This is a genomic window from Flavobacterium sp. LM4 (assembly GCF_002017935.1).
Lineage (GTDB): Bacteria > Bacteroidota > Bacteroidia > Flavobacteriales > Flavobacteriaceae > Flavobacterium > Flavobacterium chungangense.
The window spans coordinates 2,538,543-2,557,381 of record NZ_MUFW01000001.1 but is presented as its reverse complement, the minus strand read 5'-3'; the positions used below and the strand labels follow the sequence as shown (position 1 = coordinate 2,557,381).

Here is an 18,839-nt window from a genome sequence, read left to right as displayed (position 1 = left end):
ATTATTATAAGTCGTAAACGTATTTATTATTTTTTAAAAAAACAATACTATATCTATATTTATTTCAGCGGTCAAAATTAATGTTAAAAAAAATAAAAAAAAAATATTTTGATGATTAAGTGTTTGAAATAATCACCATAAAACGTTAAATTTTATGTTTTACACTTCGATTTTTACTAAAACAGACAAAATAAAACATTCATAAAATCTAAAAATTAAGATTTTCAACAAAAAAACTGATTATAAAGCATTTTTTCGTTGCGCTTTCCACCACCTTTCCGGCAGTTCCTGATTACAAGCACACAAATACTCGTCATAAGAACAAGGTAACAACGTATTTCTTTTCAATTTATTGTGTCCATTTGACAAGGAAGGGATTTCAATCCACCAACGGTCTGTCTTGTCACTTTTGTAAAAAATCAACTCTTCATTTTCAAGCGGAACAATATACTTTAAGTAATTTGTTCTGCTTCCAAAAGGATATTCTTTAGAACGATAATGATAACCTTCAACAAAATACCAAATTATTTGAGCAATCATAGCCGATTCATGTACAGTACTATTATGATTAAAAATTCCAAATGATGAAACCTTATCACTAATTCCCGCATAACGCGCTAAGGAACAAATCTCTTTCCCATTAAAACCATTAGGTTCAAAAGAAACTGTGTTTCCAGAATCCGAAGACTTTACCGAATTCAAATCAATACTAACTAAATCCGCATCTCTAAAAACTGGTTCTGCTAAAGATATATTGTTGGAAATTTCACCTAAACGATAAGCATCAAAAAACAACTTTTCGATCAAATCAATTTCTTCCTGAGAATTATAATAGGTTTGATAACCAATATTACAATAGTTAAAAAGATTATTAGGCTCATCAATTATGATTTTTGTCAGGTAAGAATTAGACGAAACCGTTTCATCTTCTTTACCAAAATCAAATCTGTTATCCACAGAAACCATATTAACCATTTGCTCCAAATCATCATAAGCACGGTACAAAGCATAGGTCAAATCCTGTGAACCTCCCAGAACTATCGGAATCACTTTATTTTTTATTAATGCTGAAGTTACTTTTTTTAGTGCAAAATAAGTATCATCTACTGACTCGCCTGCCAAAATATCTCCTAAGTCAGCAATAGATGCATCCCAGTTACCAGGAAACATGCTATAAAGTTTTTTACGAACTGCTGTAAGATTAACTTCATTAACAATATCAATATTTCTACGATCTTCTAAAACACCAACAATAGCTATATTAATCTTGCTAATCTCAGGAAACTGATCCTGAGTATGCAAAACAATTTTACTACCTAATTCTTGAGAAGATAAAGAACTAATGAATTTTAAAACTCCTTCGCTAACTGGTTCCAGAAAATCAAATTCCATTTTTATTTCTTTTTAGCAGCTGTTTTTTTAGCCGGAGCTTTCTTTGCTGTTGTTGCTTTTTTTGCAGGCGTTTTCTTTGCCGGCGTTTTAGCAGCAATCATTTCCTGAACCTGAGCCAATGTTAATTTTGTTGCATCAACATCTTTACTTAATTCAATTTTGATTTTACCTTTTGTTATAACAGAACGTCCCCAACGTGCTTTTTCAACCAGAATTCCTTCGTCTTCCCAATTGTGAAGCACTTTGTCAATGTTTTTCTGTAATTTATCTTCAATCAATTCCTCAACATCCGTTTGTGATAAATTATCAAAATTGTATTTTTTACTCACATTTACAAAAAGACCATTCCATTTGATGAACGGCCCAAAACGCCCCACACCTTTTTGAACTGCTTCTCCTTTATAAACAGCAATAGGTGCATCTGCAAGAGCTTTTTCATCAATTAATTCCTGAGCTCTTTCTTTGGTAACAGCAAGAGGATCTTCACCTCTTGGCAACGAAATAAATACACTTCCATGACGTACATAAGGCCCATAACGTCCATTACTTACCTCAACTTCTTCTCCTTTATACTCTCCTAAGTTTTTAGGCAATAAAAATAAATTCAAAGCTTCTTCCAAAGTAATATTTCCAATATTTTGATCCGCCATTAAACTGGCAAACTTCTTATCTTCATCATCTGCTTCTCCAATTTGAGCCATTGGACCAAATTTTCCTAAACGAACAGATACTTGTCTTCCATCTGCATCTTTACCCAGAATTCTTTCACCGCTTTCTCTTTCCGCATTTGCTTCAACATCTTTGACATTTGGATGAAACTTATCATAGAATTCCTGCATCATGGTTGCCCAGTCAATATTCCCTTCAGCAATTTCGTCAAAATCCTGCTCTACTTTTGCCGTGAAATTATAATCAAGGATATTTCCGAAATTCTTAACTAAGAAATCAGTAACAATTGTTCCGATATCTGTGGGAACCAACTTCCCTTTATCAGAACCTGTATTTTCTTTAAGCAATTTCTCTCCTACTTTATCAGCCTGCAAAGTAAGTTGTGTATAATTACGTTCCTGACCTTCAAGAGTTCCTTTTTCTACATAATTTCTATTGATAATAGTAGAAATAGTTGGTGCATATGTAGACGGGCGCCCGATTCCTAATTCTTCTAACTTTTTAACCAAAGAAGCCTCAGTATATCTTGCCGGCGGTCTTGAATATCTTTCTGTTGCCGTGATGTAGTTATTGGCTAATTTTTCATTCACTTTTAAAGCTGGCAACATTCCTTCTTGTTCTTCCTCGTCATCATCATGCCCTTCAAGATATACTTTAAGAAAACCTTCAAAAAGCAAAACTTCTCCAGAAGCCGTAAAGATTTCACTATGATTATTAGCTTCAATTTTCACGTTTGTTCTTTCTAATTGTGCATCACTCATTTGAGACGCCAATGTTCTTTTCCAGATCAAATCATATAAACGAGCCTGATCACGATCTATGTTTACCGTATGACGTGACATATCTGTCGGACGAATTGCCTCGTGCGCTTCTTGTGCACCTTTGCTTTTGTTAGCGAAAGTTCTCGGTTTTGAAAACTCTTTCCCGTATGATTTTATGATTTCAGCTTCAGCAGCATCCATTGCATCTTTTGAAAGGTTCACACTATCCGTTCTCATATAAGTAATAAGTCCGGCCTCATACAAACGCTGTGCAAGCTGCATGGTGATTCCTACTGGCAAATACAATTTTCTCGCTGCTTCCTGTTGAAGTGTCGAAGTTGTAAATGGTGCTGTTGGAGATTTTTTGGTAGGTTTAGTTTCTAAATCGGCTACCTTATATTTTGACCCGATGTTTTTGTTTAAAAAATCTTCGGCTTCTTTTTTTGTATTGAAATTTTTTGGCAATTTGGCTTTGAAAGCTTTTCCTGCTTCGTTTACAAATTCTGCTACAACTGAATAACTGGCAACTGCATTAAAACTTTGAATTTCGCGTTCTCTCTCTACAATCAAACGCACAGAAACAGATTGCACACGTCCGGCAGAAAGTCCTCCTTTAATTTTTCTCCACAAAACCGGAGACAATTCGTAACCTACCAAACGATCTAAAACACGGCGTGCCTGCTGGGCGTTTACTAAATTATAATCAATTTCTCTTGGATTATCGATCGCTTTAAGAATTGCACTTTTGGTAATTTCGTGAAAAACAATTCTTTTGGTTTTCTTAGTATCTAGTTTTAATTCTTCCGCCAAGTGCCATGAAATAGCTTCTCCTTCGCGGTCCTCATCACTTGCCAACCAAACCATTTCGGCATTTTTAGATAGTGTTTTAAGCTTGCTTACTAAGGCTTTTTTGTCAGAAGAAACTTCGTATTTAGGTTTAAAACCATTTTCTACATCTACTCCTATTTCCTTGGAAGGCAAGTCCGCTATGTGTCCATAACTTGACTCCACCTGAAAATCGCTACCGAGAAATTTCTCGATTGTTTTCGCTTTTGCAGGTGACTCCACTATTACTAAATTCTTTGCCATAGTCTATTTTTCTGCAACAAAAGTAGAAGTTTTTTTTAAATATCAACCCTGATAATTCATTTTTGAAGTATTTTGACAATATGATTCTAAAAATTGCAGATTTGTCTATAAACAGATTGATTATATATATAGGTATGGTTTTTAAGAGTTCATGACCGAGAAATGTACTTATTATTTCCTGATTCGAGAAGTTTCAAAAGTTTCTAAAACGTATTTATCTATAATTTTAAAATCTTCTATATTAAATATTTTTTTCAATAAATATCCTACACTCCTTATTTCTTCACCTTTCATTTTTTTTAAATCTTCCAATCTTTTAATTTCACTTGGCTGACTTGTTTTATATAAAAGATATTTTTTATGAATTAGACTTTCTTCGTTAAAAAAAACAACATATTCATTCGTATTCATTTTATTCATAAGCACTTTTACTCTTTTATCACAACGCAATTCCTTAAATGGTAATAAATTATTAAAATCTAAAGTCGGATTTTCAAAAAAATGATATTTATTATATTCTAATTTTATATCAGTAAAAGCTTCTCCTACCTTTTTCAATTCTTCTAAATTTAAATCATAAAACTCTTCTTTCTTTTTTATAATAAAACCTTTACTTACTCTCTTAATAAAATGAATTATATAATTGTTGTCATTTTCATAACAACTAACTACATAAATTTCATTTATATTAAAAGGATTTGATTCTAACTTTGAGAAACCTATTTTTTCAAATAAATAGCTAGAAGGGTAAAAACTCCTAAATTGAGTTAAGCAACTATTATTTAATTCCTTATCATATTCTTTATTTTCTAATAAATCAAGAAATTTTATAGATTTCTGATTCATTTCAAGAACCCTAACTGGAACATAATTGTCACCAAATCCTTTTAAACAAGATTCTACTAAATAATAATAGTGATTAATTTTAAACACATTTTCTCTCTCTTTTCTTAATACATTTTCATTCATTTGTACGTGATTTTATGTTAATTCACAAAGATATAGCCTCTTATAAGTATTTCCAAATTACTTAATTTCAAACACATATTTCTTCCGAAACCGAATGCCATAGCCCGGATTGAAGTGTAAAGCCCGGAGTTAAAAAAGCAAAAGTTTCCTGTTTTAAAAAAGCGACCGGCGGAAGCTCTTTTTAAAACATTAGAAACTTTGCTTTTTTAATGAGGACTTGAAACGGAAAGCCGGAAATAGCTCCTAATAAAATGCAATTTGTAAAATGTATTTACAAAACAATGTTGCCGAATGATTCTGAAAACATTGTTAATTCTTTATCTGACATCTTGTCATATTGATGGTATTTGCGTTATCTTTGCACTTTGAAATTTTACAATGGAAAAGATTATTGAAGAAAGCAAACAGGGCGAAAGTCTTGTTTTAGAAAATAAGCCTGAGAATACTAAAAAACTATTTATAGAAAGTTACGGTTGTGCGATGAATTTTTCGGACAGCGAAGTCGTAGCTTCGATTTTATCTGACGGTGGTTACAACACTACTTCGGTTTTAGAAGAAGCAGATCTTGTTTTGGTTAACACTTGCTCAATTCGCGACAAAGCCGAACAAACTATCCGTAAACGTCTTGAAAAATACAATGCGGTAAAACGTATTAATCCAAAAATGAAAGTGGGCGTTTTGGGATGTATGGCCGAGCGGTTGAAAAGTCAGTTTCTGGAAGAAGAAAAAATAGTAGATCTTGTTGTTGGTCCCGATGCCTACAAAGATCTTCCGAATTTATTAGCAGAAGTTGAAGAAGGACGTGACGCCATTAATGTAATTTTATCAAAAGAAGAAACGTACGGAGATATCTCGCCTGTTCGTTTGATGAGTAACGGAATTACAGCTTTGGTTTCAATTACCCGTGGTTGTGATAATATGTGTACATTTTGTGTTGTTCCTTTTACACGCGGACGCGAGCGCAGTCGTGAACCGCAAAGTATTATGACTGAAATTCAGGATTTGTGGAGTAAAGGCTTTAAAGAAATTACACTTCTTGGACAAAATGTTGACAGTTACCTTTGGTATGGTGGTGGTTTAAAAAAGGATTTTGTAAATGCTTCTGAAATGCAAAAAGCGACTGCGGTAGATTTTGACCAGTTGCTTGAAATGGTTGCTGTCGGTTTCCCAAAAATGCGTATTCGTTTTTCGACTTCTAATCCGCAGGATATGCATGAGAGTATTTTGCACGTTATTGCAAAATATCCAAATATCTGTAAACATATTCACCTACCAGTTCAGTCAGGAAGCAACAGAATTTTAAAAGAAATGAATCGTTTGCATTCTCGCGAGGAATATATGGCACTGATTGATAAAATTAGAGCGATTGTTCCCGATGCTTCAATCTCACAAGATATGATTGCCGGTTTCCCAACAGAAACCGAAGAAGATCACCAAGACACTATGAGTTTGATGGAATATGTAAAATATAACTTTGGGTATATGTACTCGTATTCTGAACGTCCCGGAACTCTTGCGGGAAGAAAAATGAAAGATGATGTTGAGGAAGAAACCAAAGCAAGAAGATTACAGGAAATTGTTGATTTACAACAAAAACACGCCTGGTTTAGAAGCGAAGAATTCGTAGGTAAAACTGTTGAAGTGTTAGTAGAAAAAGTTTCTAAGAAATCTAAAGAAGAATTCTCAGGAAGAAATTCTCAAAGCATTACAGTTGTTTTCCCTAAAGAAAATTACAAAATTGGGGATTTCGTAAACGTAAAAATCACAAGTTGTACTAGTGGAACTTTGAAAGGTGAAGCGGTTGGGTATTCTGAAATGAATTAATCATTTTAAGTTATAAATTAAGAATGGAAAAAGAAATTATTATTGAATACAAGCCTAACGTAGATACATTGGTTAAAGTTTCTAAATACCTGCTTTTCAGGATGGGGTTTGTAAAGTGGATTATGTTTATTTTCTTTTTTGTTATTATACAAAATGCTATTTTATCAACCACGCAATCTGAAACTAATTTAGAGTGGAATTTTCTGGATTTTATTCCTTTCGGAATAGTTATTATAGTTTGGTTAGCCATTTATTTTCTGACTATTTCCAGTATTAAAAAAAACATTCTTAAAAACAAAAAAAACTTAGAGCTCCAAAAAATAACTTTCAATAGAGAGACGTTCACACAAGAGGGCGAAAGTTTTAAAATGTTAAATCTTTGGAAAGAATCTTTTCAAATCAAAGAAACCGATAAATGGTTTTTGATCTATCTAAATAAAACCTCTGCTTTACCTATTATTAAAGAAGATTTAAAAGACAATCAATACAATGAATTAAAACATCTTTTTAATTCAATCGATATAAAAAAAAGTTTAAAAAAATAAGATTTAAGTCTGCAAAGAACTTGAAGCTTGAAACCAATAAAACTTGAAACAAAAAAATGGAAACAGTTCAAGCAATAAAACAACGATTTGAGATTATTGGGAATGACCCAAAATTAAATCGCGCCATTGAAAAAGCCATTCAGGTTGCACCTACTGATATTTCGGTAATGGTAACCGGAGAAAGTGGTGTTGGTAAAGAAAATATTCCAAGAATAATTCATTCGCTTTCTCACAGAAAACATGGTAAATATATTGCTGTAAACTGTGGCGCTATTCCGGAAGGAACCATTGACAGTGAACTTTTCGGGCATGAAAAAGGAGCTTTTACAGGTGCTACAAGTACACGTGAAGGTTATTTTGAAGTAGCCAACGGCGGGACCATTTTTCTTGATGAAGTTGGCGAATTGCCTCTGACAACTCAGGTTCGTTTACTTCGTGTACTTGAAAATGGCGAATTTATAAAAGTAGGTTCTTCACAAGTTCAGAAAACGAATGTGAGAATTGTTGCAGCCACCAATGTAAATCTATTTAACGCAATCGAAAAAGGAAAATTTCGTGAAGATTTGTACTATCGTTTAAGCACAGTAGAAATTACTTTACCTCCTTTAAGAGAAAGAAACGACGACATTCATTTATTGTTCAGGAAATTTGTTGCCGATTTTGCACACAAATATAAAATGCCTCCATTACGATTAGATGATGATGCTGTACAGCTTTTGCAAAAATTCAGATGGAGCGGAAATATTCGTCAGCTTCGAAATGTTGCTGAACAGATTTCGGTTTTAGAAACCAATCGCGATATTACACTTGCAACCTTAAAATCTTATTTGCCTGCTGAAGGCAGCAATCTGCCTTCTGTAATTAACGACAGTAAAAAAGAAAGTGACTTTAGTACCGAAAGAGACATTTTGTATAAAGTGCTTTTTGATATGAAAAGTGATTTAAATGATTTAAAAAAACTCACTTTAGAATTAATGAAAAATGGGTCTTCAAAAGTTCAGGACATCAATCCAAATTTAATTCAGAAAATTTATGGCTCACAGGAAAACGACAGTGAAATAGATTTTGAAGAAGAACCAAGGACAGCGGTTATGACGCCGGCAGCGCATGAAGATAATTATCATATACCAGACGACAACAACTATTTAGACGCTGAAACGATTGAAGAAGAAGAGATTTTACGTTTAGAACAAAAAGAAATCGAAATGATCAAAAAATCACTAGAAAAAAACAAAGGTAAGCGAAAAGCTGCGGCTGATGAATTAGGTATTTCTGAGCGAACTTTATACCGAAAAATCAAACAATTTGACTTATAAACTAATCAATTCCAAAAATTAAATTGCAAATTCCAAATTAGTATATTTGAACAAAATTAGAATTTCATTCAAAACTTTATGAAAAAAATATATTCTCTATTAGCCCTAATCAGTCTTTTAACACTGAGCGGTTGTACTGTAAAATATAACTTTACGGGCGCTTCTCCAATTGAAGGCAAAACATTTCAGGTAAACTTTTTTCAGAATAACGCTGATTTGATTGAACCTGGAATCGACAGAGAGTTCACATTGGCTTTACAGGATTTAATCATGAATCAGACTAATTTAAATTTAGTAAGCTCAAATGGTGATTTGCTTTATGAAGGTGAAATTACAGATTACCGAATTACTCCAATGAGTGCAAGTGCTGTGACTACAAATGGTGATGCAACAGCTTCCCAAAACCGTTTAACGATTCGTGTAATGGTTCGTTTTTCAAATAGAAAGAAAGAAACTGATGATTTTGAAAAAACATTCGAATTTTATCATGACTATCCGGCGCAATCTCAACTTGTAGGATCAGTCTTAAATGAAGCCATCAGAGATATTTTTGAAAGAATTACCCAGGATATCTTTAATGAATCATTAGCTAAATGGTAAAATTGCTTAATCGGTTTTATTAACAATTAAACAACAATAACTAGGTTAAAATAATGAATGTAACTAATTATACATACTTAATAAATAAGCCTGATGCCATCACAGAAAAGCATACTGAAGCATTGGAAAATGTTCTGTATGAATTTCCGTATTTTCAAAGTGCCCGTGCATTGCGATTAAAAGGGCTTTATAATAAAAATAGCTTTAAGTATAATTATGCCTTAAAAGTTACAGCAGCCCACACAACCGACCGCTCTGTTTTATTTGATTTTATTACTTCTGAAACTTTTACGACTATTCAAGGCGAATATTATGACCGTCAACTTAGAGATCTTTTAAACATAACGGTTTTTGACAGTGAAATTGTCTTAGCGGAAGAAAAGAAAAAACTGGCAGAAGTTCATATTAATCCTATTGAGAAGTCTATTTTAAATTCTATTAAAGAGGCTACAACTATCCCAAACGCTACTTTTGAAGAAGCTGCAAAAATTGAAGAAAAACCAATTGATTCAATTACTGAGCAATCGATTTTAGATTCTTTTAAAGAAGTAACAAACGTTACTTTTGAAGAGCTTGTAAAAATTAAAGAAAAACCAATTGACTCAATTACTGAGCAACCTACTTTAGATTCTTTTAAAGAAGTAACAAACATTACTTTTGAAGAGCTTGTAAAAATTAAAGAAAAACCAATTGACTCAATTACTGAGCAACCTACTTTAGATTCTTTTAAAGAAGTAACAAACATTACTTTTGAAGAGCCTCTAAAAATTAAAGAAAAGCCAATTGACTCAATTACCGAGCAACCAATTTTAGATTCTTTTAAAGAAATAACAACCACTACTTTTGAAGAGCCTCTAAAAATTGAAGAAGAGTCAATCGATTCAATTACTGAGCGACCAACTTTAGATTCTTTTAAAGAAATAACAACAACCACTGTTGAAGAGCCTCTAAAAATTGAAGAAAAGCCAACTGACTCAATTACTGAGCAACCAACTTTAGATTCTTTTAAAGAAGTAACTCCAGCTATTGAAGAAGTACCTGTTATAAAGGAACAAACACGAACTTTTTTTGATGAAATTGTAGAGGATGAAGTTCCCGAAGTAAGAGTTGAATCAATTGAAGAATCTGTATATACTTCATTACAAGATGCATCAACAGTTGTCTTTGAAGAAGCTGTTGAAGAACCTACAGAAACTAAAGTTCCGGAATCAGTAAAAATTGCCGAAGAAAATCTGGAAATTGGAAAACCATTGGATTTTTCTGTTAGCGAAAAGCATTCTTTTCAGGAATGGCTGCAATTAGCAAGACCGGAACCAATTGACAGAACAAATGAAGGTCCAAAAGAAGCAGTAAAAACAGAAATTGAAGTTGAAAACATAGTCGAAAATGAAATAATGGACGAAGAGAAAAAGAAAAAAGCAGAAATAATAAATAAATTCATAGAAGCGAATCCGAAAATTTCACCAATCAAACAAACCGCAATAACTCCGGCAGTACAACCTGACTCACATAAAGAAGATAACTCTTATTTAATGACAGAGACGTTAGCCAGAGTTTATTTGGAACAAAAAAAATATACAAAGGCAATACAGGCATATGAAATATTAATTTTGAAATATCCAGAAAAAATTACTTTCTTTGCAGACCGCATATCGGATATAAAGATTTTACAACAAAATAACAATAACAATAATTAAGTAATGAGTACATTTTCAATTTTTTTAGTTTTAATCACAATAGTTTGTTTTCTATTGATCGTAGTAATTATGGTTCAAAACCCTAAAGGAGGCGGATTATCGTCTACAATTAGTGGAACTCAAATGTTAGGCGGAGTACAAAAAACGACTGACTTTTTAGACAGAAGTACCTGGACGCTTGCTACTATTTTGATTGCTTTAATCTTGCTTTCAAGTTTAAGCTTCCCAAGTATTTCAGGGGGAACAGACTCTAAAATTATTGAAAAAACTGAAGCACCCGCAGCTAATACTCCTGCTGCTCCTGCTCAACAAACTCCTGCTCCGGCAACTCCAGCAGCTAAATAATAATTTAAATACAAAAATGAAATGCCAGCCTGTCAAAGCTGGCATTTTTTTTAGGAAAAAATGTCAGTTTTGGCGCTATTTTAAAGGATGGCACAGTTTCTGACCTATAGAGAATCATTACAAATAATATTAAATAATTTAAAATATGGCTTTTAACATTAAACCTATAGGAGGAACTCAAAACAGAATTATCATTGAGCCTGCTCCTGCTGAAACAAGAACTGCAGCAGGTATAATAATTCCAGACACTGCAAAAGAAAAACCTCAAAAAGGAATTGTAGTTGCTGTTGGTGATGATATTAAAGATGAAAATCCAACAGTAAAAGTTGGAGATAACGTAATATTTGGAAAATTTGCTGGAACAGAATTAAAATGGGATGGTAAAGATTATCTAATTATGAAGGAAAATGAAATTTTTGGAATACTACTATAAATAAAAAAAAATGGCAAAAGATATAAAATTTGATATTGAAGCACGTGACGGATTAAAACGTGGTGTTGATGCATTGGCAAATGCTGTAAAAGTAACCCTTGGACCAAAAGGTCGTAACGTAATTATCGGAAAATCATTTGGTGGACCAACTGTTACTAAAGATGGTGTTTCTGTTGCAAAAGAAATCGAATTAAAAGACCCATTAGAAAACATGGGCGCGCAAATGGTTAAAGAAGTTGCTTCTAAAACCAATGATTTAGCGGGTGACGGAACTACAACTGCTACAGTTTTAGCTCAGGCTATCGTAAAAGAAGGTTTGAAAAACGTTGCTGCAGGCGCAAATCCAATGGATTTGAAACGTGGTATTGATAAAGCTGTATTGGCAATTGTTGCTGACCTGGCTAAACAATCTACACAAGTTGGAACAAATACCGAAAAAATTAAACAAATTGCATCTATCTCTGCAAACAATGATGAAATAATCGGAGATTTAATTGCTGAAGCATTTGATAAAGTAGGTAAAGAAGGTGTTAAAACCGTAGAAGAAGCCAAAGGTACTGAAACATATGTAGATGTTGTTCGTGGAATGCAATTTGACCGAGGATATCTTTCCCCTTACTTCGTAACAAATCCTGAGAAAATGGAAGTTGAACTTGAAAATCCATACATCTTATTATACGACAAAAAAGTATCTTCTTTAAAAGAATTACTTCCCGTTTTAGAGCCAGTTGCCCAATCAGGGAAACCATTATTGATTATTGCTGAAGATGTTGACGGAGAAGCTCTTTCTACCCTTGTAGTAAATAAATTAAGAGGAGCTCTTAAAATTGCTGCTGTAAAAGCTCCAGGTTTTGGAGACAGAAGAAAAGCAATGTTAGAAGATATCGCTATTTTAACAGGCGGAACTGTAATTTCTGAAGAGAGAGGTTACACTCTAGAAAATGCTACTATTGAATTATTAGGAACAGCAAAAAAAATTAGCATTGACAAGGACAACACCACTATAGTAAGTGGTGATAATGATTCTGAGTTATTAAAAAATCGTATAAACCAGATTAAAGGTCAGATAGAAACTACAACATCTGATTACGATAAAGAAAAATTGCAGGAACGTCTAGCAAAATTATCTGGTGGTGTTGCAGTTCTTTACGTAGGTGCAGCTTCTGAAGTTGAAATGAAAGAGAAAAAAGACAGAGTTGATGACGCTTTACACGCGACTCGTGCTGCTGTTGAAGAAGGAATTGTTGCCGGTGGTGGTGTTGCTTTATTAAGAGCAAAAGCTGCTTTGGCAGACCTTAAAGCGGATAACGCTGATGAGGCAACAGGAATTCAGATTGTATCTCGCGCTGTTGAATCTCCGTTAAGAACTATTGTTGAAAATGCAGGTCTTGAGGGCTCTGTAGTTGTGGCAAAAGTTGGTGAAGGTTCTGGTGATTTTGGATACAATGCCAAAACTGACGAATACGTAGACATGCTTAAAGCAGGAATTATAGATCCTAAAAAAGTAACTCGTGTGGCATTAGAAAATGCTGCTTCTGTTGCCGGAATGATCCTTACTACAGAATGTGCATTAATTGATATTAAAGAAGAAAACGGTGGTGGAATGCCAATGGGTGGCGGAATGCCGGGAATGATGTAAGAACCCTTTCCAACTATATATAAATCCGTTTACTTTTGGTAAACGGATTTTTTTTAGCTTTTATTTTTTAATCTTATCATGATAAAAATTTTGATGTTTTAAACAAAACATTAAGAATGCGTTAACTACAACAGATTGTTATTGCAATTAAATTTATGTGCTGATTTATTCAACATATAATTTAGCTTAAACATTTCTTTGTATGAAACTATTTCCCAGATTTTTTAGTTTGTTATTCTGTTTGCAATCCTTTTCTCAAACTGCTAATAATTCGGAAAAAATAAAGGAATATATCGATACTTATTTTCATTATGACAGGGAAATTATCCATGTACAATTCAACAAAAATATTTACATAAACAATGAAGATATCGCTTTTAAAGGATATCTATTCAGCAAAAACAACAATATTCCAAACAACAACACTACAAACGTTGAATTGGTAGTCTATAATGATCAGCAGCAAATAATTCAAAAGCAATTACTTTTTACAGAGAATGGCACTTTTAAGGGCGGAATTCATTTGAACGAGAAATTTAAACCCGGTAAATATAACTTCCATTTTTATACTAACTGGATGAATAATTTTAAGGAAGATGATTCTTTTAACCAAACAGTTGAAATTATAAGTAAAAACAATCCCTATGTTTTTGAAGCTAATGAACCTAACTGGAAAACGGCAGAAATAAGTTTATTTCCGGAAGGTGGTAATATAATAGACGGCATCATTAATACAGTTGGAATTAAAATTAAAGATTGTAATAAGAAAGGCCTTGAAATAATAAACGGAGTTATTTTGGATTCTAAATCAAATGAGGTTGCACATTTTCAAACCAACTCAATGGGAAATGGCGTTTTTTATTTAAAAGCGGATTTAAAAGAAAAATATACGCTCAAAATAAACTCTGAAAAATTAAACATATCACAGCCATTGGGCAAAATCGCTGAAACCGGGATTATTTTGAGTTACAATAATAATCTGGCAAAAAACAATTTGCTTGTTGTTCTTAAAACCAATGAAAAAGGTCTTCAGTTATACCAAAATAAAAAATTCATTTTGCTTATTGAACAAGATGGCAATTTTATGCAACAAGAAATTACTTTCAATAATAATAAAACAGAACAGCCTTGCTTTTTTGATAAAAAAAATTTATCAAATGGAGTAAACACCATTAGAGTACTGGATGAAGATTTGAATGAAGTTACTGAGCGACTTGTGTACATCGAGAATGATATTACTCCCATAACAACTCTGGAAGCAAAAGCAACATCAAATGACAGTATTATTTTATCCGGAAAGACAGAAGTCAATAAGGCTCATTTAAGTATCAGCATACTTCCTGAAAAGAGTGTTTGTATGAATAAAAAAAAATCGATTTCAGGTACCTTTTACCTGAATGCGTATTTAGAAAAACCCGAAACAAATACGTATCCTTATTATGATCCGGACAACAAGAATCGAAAACAAGACCTGGAACTCTTAATGTTTAATCAAAATAAGGGCAAATTTCTCTGGGAAAATATTAAATCTGATCCGCCAAAAATAAATTATCAATTTGAAAAAGGGGTTACTGTTAGCGGTAAAGTAGAGAAAGAACTAAAACCCAATTCGAAGAACAAAATTTCTCTTATATCCTTAAAAGATAATTTATTTGATGAAGCTAGTATAGATGAGCATAATGATTTTAAGTTTGAACATTTTTATGCGCAGGATTCTACGGTATTAGCTGTACAAATGATAAATGAGAAAAATTCTACAATATTTACTAAGATAGAAGCCCGAGTTTCCAGAGACGAACCCCGATTTATTTTAGGACCTTCATTCGAAAAAATTACTTGCCCTGCATTAAAAACTACAGATAATGTTTTTAATTTCGCTCCGCCAAAGCCAGAAGACAAGGCTATTGAACTGGAAGGAATCGCAATAAAAAACAATTTCAAAAAAGAGATTTTAACGCACAAAAACAGCATGAGTCCTGTTGCTAAAGCCTTTAAAATTAAAGAAGGAGAATACAGAACCGTTTTGAGCTTCCTGACATCAAACGGATACAATACCGGCATCAACCCAAATGATAATACTGTATATGTTCGCAACTCAAGAGGAGCATATCTGGGCGATTCAGCAAGTTCTCCATCAGTATATATTGATGACATTTTAGCTTTTGATTTTAATCAATTGTTAACTCTTACTTTAGATCAGATAGATGAAATTTATATTGATCAATCAGGCAGTTCGGATGTTTCAGCTGTAGGGAATGGTACGATTAAAATTTACATGAAAAAAGGACAGAAAAGTAATTATTTTAAACCAAAGTTTACCACGTTCATAGTAACAAAGGGTTTTGCTCAAAACATTAATTACAAAAATAGCAGATTTGAAAATCAGGAGGAGTTTAATTATTTCGGCACTTTAAACTGGTCTCCGGATATAGATTTAAAAGACGACCACTTAGACTATCAGATAAAATTTCCTAAAAACAATCAAAAAGAAATTCAGGTCTTAATTGAAGGATTTTCTGAAGAAGGACAATTAATTTCAGAAGTCAAAAAAATTCATATTGGAGGAAATTCATAATTTCCTCATGATTATTAGAACTTAGTTTTTATGATGAAACCACTTTGTAGGTAGGATCTTCAATTACATTTACATTAATAACTGCATCGGCATTTTTCAGCAATTGACTGCAGTCTTCGCTTAAATGTTGTAGTTCGACTAGTTTATTTAACTGATTGTATTTTTTTGTCAGATTATTTAAAGCTTCAATTGCCGACATATCTGCAACACGGCTTTCTTTAAAATCTATTATAACATGATCCGGATCGTTTTGAATATCAAATTTTTCAAGAAAAGTAGTTATTGAGCCGAAAAATAACGGTCCATAGATTTCATAATGCTTCACTCCTGCTTCATCAATAAAATGACGTGCACGAATTCTTTTGGCACTTTCCCAGGCAAAAACCAAAGCTGAAATAATAACACCTATTAAAACTGCCAAAGCCAGATTGTGCAATACAATTGTAATTACAGCAACCAGAATTCCAACAAAAATATCATGTTTTGGCATTTTGTTTATAATCCTGAAACTTGCCCATTCAAAAGTTGTAATGGCAACCATCATCATAACGCCAACCAAAGCAGCCATTGGCAGTTTTCCAATTATAGGAGCTCCAAAAAGTATGATAATTAAAATGTTCAAAGCAGCTATAATTCCGGAAAGTCTTGCTCTGGAACCTGCACCAAGATTTACTAAAGTCTGCGCAATCATTGGGCAGCCTCCCATTCCGTAGAAAAAACCGTTTAAGATGTTCGAACTTCCCTGAGCTATACATTCTCTGTTACTATTTCCACGTGTTCCGGTAATTTCATCAACTAAATTCAGCGTAAGCAAACCTTCTGTCAAACCAACAGCCGACACAATTACCGAATACGGAAATATCACTTTTAAAGTTTCAAAAGAAAGTGGAATATCAGGGATATGAAACGGAGGAAATCCGCCCTGAACTGATGCTATATCTTCAACCGTTTTGGTTTCGATATTAAAAACAATTACCAAAGCAAAAACTACCATAATGGCTACTAAAGAAGCCGGAACTGCTTTTGTAATCTTCGGAAAAATTAAAACAATCGCAATTGTTAAAGCAACCAAACCAAGCATAATATATAAAGGAGTTCCCTGAAGCCAGGAAACCTGACCATTTACAATTGTTTTAAACTGTTCTAGTTGCGACATAAAAATCACAACCGCCAAACCATTTACAAAACCAAACATGACAGGCTGAGGGACTAAGCGAATGAATTTTCCGAGTTTAAAAAGTCCAATGCCGATCTGGACAACACCTCCTAATGCTACAGCTGCAAAAACATATTCAATTCCGTGCGATTTCATTAAAGCAATCAAAACGATTACTGTCGCTCCTGCTCCACCTGAAATCATTCCGGGTCTTCCACCAAATATTGCCGTTACCAGGCCAGCAATAAAAGCAGCATATAATCCAACTAAAGGCGGAAATCCGGCCAAAATAGCAAACGACAACGATTCCGGAATCATCGTCATAGCTACAGTTAAACCGGCTAAAATTTCATTTTTGTAATTGACTTTTTGAGTAAAATCGAAGAGTTGGAATGCTTTTTTCATAGGGCACAAATTTAAAAAAATAATGTGCCTAAAATCAATAAAACCTTTCTCTACAAAAAGGAACTTCTGTACTTATAACTGCTCCAACAACAACATAATACAAGAAAAAATAAAGCTGATCATATTTTTTATTCTAAAGGAACACAAACGTATCCCAGATGATTTACATATTCTACAATATTTTCAGGTTGCAGTTCATCCCCTTCAACCCTTAATATTTTATCGCAGTCTTCTAAATCAAAATTGATTTTATAAGAAGGAAACTGAGTCTGGATAACAGTCATGACATGATTTTTATCTGCCTCTTCCTGAACATTTGTTTTAAAAATTTCGACTTCCATAATCATTAATTTAAATTATAAATCTAAGAACTACTGTTTTTTATTAAAAAGATTATATGAAATTCCAAATCTAAAATACCCCTGAGTATCTTCTTTCTGATCATAAACATATTGGTTCGTTCGTTCCCCTTTTTCGGTAATTCGGGTGGTCAACACATGATTAACACCTCCTTTTACAAATGCGATTATTTTGGGCGAAAAACTATATTCATACGTAATTCCGGATTTTAACTCCAGCTGGTTAAGTTCATAGACACCTTTCAGATTGGCAGTGTCTAAAGTGAGATAAAAGTTTTCAGAATTTAATTCTGTTCCAAAAGAAATTCTGCCGTCTTCGAGCAATTCTCTTCTAAACAAAATTCGCTGAGGCAGAATAAAATCCATATCCCACTTTGAATTTTTAAACTTATGATTCATCGAAAAAAGCGGCGTAACGGGAATTATCGATGACGGATCTAATAATGCTAAAGCTCCTGCAGTAATTGTAGTAGAAGGTGTTTTTTTAAGCACCAAAACTACCGAAACGAAACCTTTTAGACGCTGAAAATCATCTTCGTTCCCATCAACAGTAGCAGTAGCATTGTAAATAACCGGTTTGTGAAAGAGCGAAGACATGTAGGTTGCGCTTAATCCTCCTGCCCAATATTGCGTATTTCGATTGTCACGGGTATACGTTTGATCTGTACTGTAATTATAAATTTTTCCAAAATCATAACTTTCATATTTATACCGCAATGAAGTCGTCAAAACAAACTGTTTGGATTTTGAAGCATAAAAAGGCAAATTAAACGCTGCTTTAAACCGGCTATGATTTTCAATTCTGCCCCTTTCAAATTTGTTCCCTAATAATTCCGAATTGTAATTTGATGGTCCTAATTGCTCATATTGAATATCAAAAGTTCTTGTACTGGGAAACTTATCAATTATAACTTTGCCAAACGTTTTCATATCAGGTTCTTTTTCCTGGGCTATTGTTTGCAAAGATGTAAATACAACGATTAACGAAATGATTTTTGATTTCATGAAAACTGTCTTATGATATTAAATCCGAATCAAAAATAATCTAGTTATCCTGATTTCAAT

At 33.2% G+C, this 18,839-nt stretch carries 15 protein-coding genes; 9 read left to right on the top strand and 6 right to left on the bottom strand.

All coding sequences use genetic code 11. From position 1 onward, the window contains the following. Positions 1-240: 240 nt before the first annotated feature. The 3 genes from BXU10_RS11460 to BXU10_RS11450 all read right to left on the bottom strand — a co-directional run bounded on the left by BXU10_RS11460 (position 241) and on the right by BXU10_RS11450 (position 4,880). Positions 241-1,392 carry a formimidoylglutamase gene (locus tag BXU10_RS11460; protein ID WP_078227442.1) on the bottom strand — a complete coding sequence of 384 codons (1,152 nt, stop codon included), beginning with the start codon at positions 1,390-1,392 and terminating at the stop codon, positions 241-243. A 2-nt stretch (positions 1,393-1,394) separates the two neighbouring features. Then, complete coding sequence (topA, locus tag BXU10_RS11455; protein ID WP_078227441.1) at positions 1,395-3,911, bottom strand: type I DNA topoisomerase; 2,517 nt, start codon at positions 3,909-3,911, stop codon at positions 1,395-1,397. A gap of 171 nt (positions 3,912-4,082) precedes the next feature. Continuing rightward, positions 4,083-4,880, bottom strand: a complete 798-nt coding sequence (locus tag BXU10_RS11450) for a hypothetical protein (RefSeq protein WP_078227440.1) — start codon at positions 4,878-4,880, stop codon at positions 4,083-4,085. Positions 4,881-5,258: 378 nt separating this feature from the next. Here BXU10_RS11450 and miaB point away from each other — a divergent pair, with 378 nt between their 5' ends. The 9 genes from miaB to BXU10_RS11405 all read left to right on the top strand — a co-directional run bounded on the left by miaB (position 5,259) and on the right by BXU10_RS11405 (position 15,854). Beyond that, the gene (gene miaB / locus BXU10_RS11445) at positions 5,259-6,704 is read left to right on the top strand and encodes a tRNA (N6-isopentenyl adenosine(37)-C2)-methylthiotransferase MiaB (RefSeq protein WP_078227439.1); all 1,446 of its coding nucleotides are present in this window, start codon (positions 5,259-5,261) and stop codon (positions 6,702-6,704) included. A gap of 23 nt (positions 6,705-6,727) precedes the next feature. After that, the gene (locus tag BXU10_RS11440; protein ID WP_078227438.1) at positions 6,728-7,249 is read left to right on the top strand and encodes a YcxB family protein; all 522 of its coding nucleotides are present in this window, start codon (positions 6,728-6,730) and stop codon (positions 7,247-7,249) included. Positions 7,250-7,305: 56 nt separating this feature from the next. Next, the gene (locus tag BXU10_RS11435; protein WP_078227437.1) at positions 7,306-8,565 is read left to right on the top strand and encodes a sigma-54-dependent Fis family transcriptional regulator; all 1,260 of its coding nucleotides are present in this window, start codon (positions 7,306-7,308) and stop codon (positions 8,563-8,565) included. 78 nt (positions 8,566-8,643) lie between these two features. Next, on the top strand, positions 8,644-9,165 hold the full coding sequence (locus BXU10_RS11430) for an LptE family protein (RefSeq protein WP_031454636.1): 522 nt from the start codon (positions 8,644-8,646) through the stop codon (positions 9,163-9,165). Between the two features lie 53 nt (positions 9,166-9,218). Beyond that, the gene (locus BXU10_RS11425; protein WP_078227436.1) at positions 9,219-10,862 is read left to right on the top strand and encodes a tetratricopeptide repeat protein; all 1,644 of its coding nucleotides are present in this window, start codon (positions 9,219-9,221) and stop codon (positions 10,860-10,862) included. 3 nt (positions 10,863-10,865) lie between these two features. After that, positions 10,866-11,207 carry a preprotein translocase subunit SecG gene (gene secG / locus BXU10_RS11420; protein WP_078227435.1) on the top strand — a complete coding sequence of 114 codons (342 nt, stop codon included), beginning with the start codon at positions 10,866-10,868 and terminating at the stop codon, positions 11,205-11,207. A 145-nt stretch (positions 11,208-11,352) separates the two neighbouring features. Beyond that, positions 11,353-11,640 (top strand): co-chaperone GroES, encoded by a 288-nt coding sequence (gene groES / locus BXU10_RS11415; protein ID WP_078227434.1) that lies wholly within the window; start codon positions 11,353-11,355, stop codon positions 11,638-11,640. 10 nt (positions 11,641-11,650) lie between these two features. Further along, the gene (gene groL, locus BXU10_RS11410; protein WP_078227433.1) at positions 11,651-13,279 is read left to right on the top strand and encodes a chaperonin GroEL; all 1,629 of its coding nucleotides are present in this window, start codon (positions 11,651-11,653) and stop codon (positions 13,277-13,279) included. A gap of 202 nt (positions 13,280-13,481) precedes the next feature. Beyond that, the gene (locus BXU10_RS11405) at positions 13,482-15,854 is read left to right on the top strand and encodes a hypothetical protein (RefSeq protein ID WP_123921981.1); all 2,373 of its coding nucleotides are present in this window, start codon (positions 13,482-13,484) and stop codon (positions 15,852-15,854) included. 28 nt (positions 15,855-15,882) lie between these two features. Here the strand turns inward: BXU10_RS11405 and BXU10_RS11400 are convergent, their stop codons facing one another. From BXU10_RS11400 to BXU10_RS11390, 3 genes are all read right to left on the bottom strand, one after another. Further along, positions 15,883-17,415, bottom strand: coding sequence for a SulP family inorganic anion transporter (locus BXU10_RS11400; protein ID WP_078227431.1), 1,533 nt, complete (start codon positions 17,413-17,415; stop codon positions 15,883-15,885). Positions 17,416-17,543: 128 nt separating this feature from the next. Further along, positions 17,544-17,756, bottom strand: coding sequence for a hypothetical protein (locus BXU10_RS11395; RefSeq protein ID WP_078227430.1), 213 nt, complete (start codon positions 17,754-17,756; stop codon positions 17,544-17,546). 30 nt (positions 17,757-17,786) lie between these two features. Continuing rightward, on the bottom strand, positions 17,787-18,779 hold the full coding sequence (locus BXU10_RS11390) for a hypothetical protein (protein ID WP_078227429.1): 993 nt from the start codon (positions 18,777-18,779) through the stop codon (positions 17,787-17,789). Positions 18,780-18,839 lie beyond the last annotated feature (60 nt).

Bases quoted from the DNA above. Each gene is read 5' to 3' on its own strand.
- BXU10_RS11460 (WP_078227442.1), bottom strand. From the start codon at position 1,392: ATGGAATTTGATTTTCTGGAACCAGTTAGCGAAGGAGTTTTAAAATTC.
- topA (WP_078227441.1), bottom strand. From the start codon at position 3,911: ATGGCAAAGAATTTAGTAATAGTGGAGTCACCTGCAAAAGCGAAAACA.
- BXU10_RS11450 (WP_078227440.1), bottom strand. From the start codon at position 4,880: ATGAATGAAAATGTATTAAGAAAAGAGAGAGAAAATGTGTTTAAAATT.
- miaB (WP_078227439.1), top strand. From the start codon at position 5,259: ATGGAAAAGATTATTGAAGAAAGCAAACAGGGCGAAAGTCTTGTTTTA.
- BXU10_RS11440 (WP_078227438.1), top strand. From the start codon at position 6,728: ATGGAAAAAGAAATTATTATTGAATACAAGCCTAACGTAGATACATTG.
- BXU10_RS11435 (WP_078227437.1), top strand. From the start codon at position 7,306: ATGGAAACAGTTCAAGCAATAAAACAACGATTTGAGATTATTGGGAAT.
- BXU10_RS11430 (WP_031454636.1), top strand. From the start codon at position 8,644: ATGAAAAAAATATATTCTCTATTAGCCCTAATCAGTCTTTTAACACTG.
- BXU10_RS11425 (WP_078227436.1), top strand. From the start codon at position 9,219: ATGAATGTAACTAATTATACATACTTAATAAATAAGCCTGATGCCATC.
- secG (WP_078227435.1), top strand. From the start codon at position 10,866: ATGAGTACATTTTCAATTTTTTTAGTTTTAATCACAATAGTTTGTTTT.
- groES (WP_078227434.1), top strand. From the start codon at position 11,353: ATGGCTTTTAACATTAAACCTATAGGAGGAACTCAAAACAGAATTATC.
- groL (WP_078227433.1), top strand. From the start codon at position 11,651: ATGGCAAAAGATATAAAATTTGATATTGAAGCACGTGACGGATTAAAA.
- BXU10_RS11405 (WP_123921981.1), top strand. From the start codon at position 13,482: ATGAAACTATTTCCCAGATTTTTTAGTTTGTTATTCTGTTTGCAATCC.
- BXU10_RS11400 (WP_078227431.1), bottom strand. From the start codon at position 17,415: ATGAAAAAAGCATTCCAACTCTTCGATTTTACTCAAAAAGTCAATTAC.
- BXU10_RS11395 (WP_078227430.1), bottom strand. From the start codon at position 17,756: ATGGAAGTCGAAATTTTTAAAACAAATGTTCAGGAAGAGGCAGATAAA.
- BXU10_RS11390 (WP_078227429.1), bottom strand. From the start codon at position 18,779: ATGAAATCAAAAATCATTTCGTTAATCGTTGTATTTACATCTTTGCAA.